Origin of the sequence: Stieleria sp. JC731 (genome assembly GCF_020966635.1) — a bacterium.
Lineage (GTDB): Bacteria > Planctomycetota > Planctomycetia > Pirellulales > Pirellulaceae > Stieleria.
Genome location: NZ_JAJKFQ010000016.1, coordinates 1 through 2,640 on the forward strand (window position 1 = coordinate 1; position 2,640 = coordinate 2,640).

The window sequence follows — 2,640 nt, forward strand, 5'->3', positions numbered from 1 at the left end:
TGAAATCAAATGGGTCAAATCCAAACGCTTGGAAGTGCAAAGGGCGATGACTAACTGAGAGCGAGATCAGTCAGTCAGCGGTTCATCTACCCGCGCGAACGGCGGACATAACCGAGTGACGGCGGACGACACACCACTTCAGAAACCCCGACTCCGTCACTTCGGTTCATGTCATGGTTCGCGTGGTACACACGACCACAGTCTGCATCACATCGCTGCTGACAAGTCTACCCGATTCGAATCGCCAAGGGGAACGAGCATAGATATTTTGGCCGGCGGGTAGGGCGTTTGACCAGCAATCTCGGAGCAACATCCAAACCGTTGCATTAAATGCGATAAACAGGAAATTGCTGCCCTATGGATTCAGATGGGAGTTGTCCGAGCAACATAATCAAACCGTGAATCCAGTTGCGATCAACAGGAAACTGCTGTCGCGCTAAATCAAGTGGGCCGCGATCAAGCACAACTATCAAACCGTTAATTCACTTGCGGCGATCATCAATCACTTGCCACGTGAAATCAGATGGGCCGGATTCAGCAGCATTGAAGACAGGCGTTGGCTATCAGTCACAACCACCCGCGCGAACGGTACGAATCACCGAGTTGTGGCGAACGACTAACCACTCCAACCAACCCTGACTCCACAACTTCGGTGCATTCGATTGTTCTGCCATCCTACTATCCACTAAACCTCTCGAACAACTCGCCTTCATGTGCAAATCGATCCCAGCCGATCAACGGTCCAACCGTTGGCCCCGGTGACGATCGCGGGCTAGACGGCATCTTCGGTCAGTGCAGTTTGTTTAATACCGGTGCGATCACCGAAATCGGAATCTGGTACGTTGTGACCGCGTCAATCAAGAATCTCGATAAATTGGTGCAGTGCCTCTCGGAGTTCATCAATTGTGTCGTGTGGTTCGGGCGAAATGGCATTCCAGCGGATTCGGAATTCGGCGTTAACAATCCGATTTTCAAACGACAGCAGGCGAGTGCTGATTTCCCAAAGCGGTGCCGCCGGCAAATCGGAAATCTGTATCACCGAATACGCGTTCAAGTGAAACAGCAGTCGTGCGCGGTTTTCATGGGTATAAATACGCATCGAGATCGCAGGGATGTGAGCGACGTATCCTCATTGGCAGAACGGTGGCGATAACCGAGTCGCGGCGACTGATTTTCCATTGTCAAAACCGACAACTCCGCGACTTCGGTTCATCGCTTGGTTCGCCGGGAATCAATCCCATCCAATTGTGTACGCCCGATACCCTTCTTCAAGTTCAGGAACTGGACGTGTTGCCTCGTGCCCGTCGTACGCCCATCCCTCATTACAATAATCCGGTTTCAGCGCCGAGAGTTCTGATTGAAGCGATTCACGTCCAAGCGTGGTTGTAACAACCAATCCTTCGGCCTGCGGCCAAATATTAAAGTCTTCTTCATCGTCCTCTTCCGGGCACTCATGAATTGTTACGTAAACATCTGCGACACTTGGAAGTTCGGAGATTCGCGTGAGTTCAGCAAATATCCCATCGAGGTCGGGAATTTCCTTCCATACAGCGTTTGCCGCGATTGACCGGTCGTCGAAATTGCCATCGAAGAATTGTTCAAAACGGACCAAGGGCAACGTTTCAAATTCTTCAAGATCGTATTGACGCATGATCTCGCGAATCAATCGCGTCCGCTTGTCTGGTTCTTTGTCTTCTGCACTTCGAGCCGGATTCCCACGCTGCGACTCCTCTCCGGGTTCGATCATATCTCCTAAGTGTTCTGATAGGATTTCGCGGAATAGGCTACTGATCGAACTGTTCTTCGAGGCATTCATGTTGCCGCGTTCCGCTACAAATTGGTCATAGCGCGTTTTCGGATTCAAAAATCTTGCCGACTCGCGCTCCAGCCATTCAGAATCATTTGATATGGGGTAGGTGCAAAGCCAAACTATCGTTGATAAATCCGAGTCTGGAGCAACTGATGGTGAGAATCGCTGGAGTGCAATTGCCATTGCCGCGAACACTTCCGCCTTCAGTTGACATTGAGTTTCTGGCGGAAGTTCGGACTTCCGATAAGAATGATGATCGTGATGTAGTGATCGCTCAACTTCTCGGACCCATTTCTGTGGTTCTTTAAAGAAACCCTTCGGCTTTTTGTAGCTGCCACACAGATACCGGTGCTCCCATCTCCATGGATCCCAGCGTTCAGCACTTTGAATCAGTTCATCAATTGAAACGCCGATCGTGCGTGCTATTGCGGATTGTGAAGTGTCATTCAACGCTTCATTCTTCCGATCGCTGAATCCTTTCTCGGTCGAGGCTGACGCGCCAATTGCACAGAAAGTTCGAGGGCTATCTGCAATCGCGATCAAGGAGAAGCCATATACCGGTGAATCAATACGAGAAGTGAGGTCAGCCCAACATTTCTCGATTGAACTAAGAATCAATTGTGACAGTTCCGCAATCGGCAAAATACTCGTCATGTGTAAATACCGCTAAAACCGCAAGTTGACGTCCGCATATCTCGACTTCGGCGAACGGCGGACATAACCGAGTGACGGCGGATGACACACCACTTCAAAAACCCCGACTCCGTCACTTCGGTTCATGTCATGGTTCGCGAGGTACCCACGATCACAGTCGGCACTACATCGCTGCT

The 2,640-nt window shown here is 50.5% G+C and carries 2 protein-coding genes; both read right to left on the reverse strand.

Annotated elements, in window-relative coordinates:
* Positions 1 to 853 precede the first annotated feature (853 nt).
* Complete coding sequence (locus LOC67_RS22700; RefSeq protein WP_230265126.1) at positions 854 to 1,099, reverse strand: hypothetical protein; 246 nt, start codon at positions 1,097 to 1,099, stop codon at positions 854 to 856.
* A 132-nt stretch (positions 1,100 to 1,231) separates the two neighbouring features.
* A complete protein-coding gene (locus LOC67_RS22705; protein ID WP_230265127.1) occupies positions 1,232 to 1,816 on the reverse strand; it encodes a hypothetical protein in 585 nt (194 codons plus the stop codon).
* Positions 1,817 to 2,640: the final 824 nt, after the last annotated feature.

Coding starts and splice junctions, on each gene's coding strand:
- LOC67_RS22705 (WP_230265127.1), bottom strand. CDS start 1,816: ATGAATGCCTCGAAGAACAGTTCGATCAGTAGCCTATTCCGCGAAATC.
- LOC67_RS22700 (WP_230265126.1), bottom strand. CDS start 1,099: ATGCGTATTTATACCCATGAAAACCGCGCACGACTGCTGTTTCACTTG.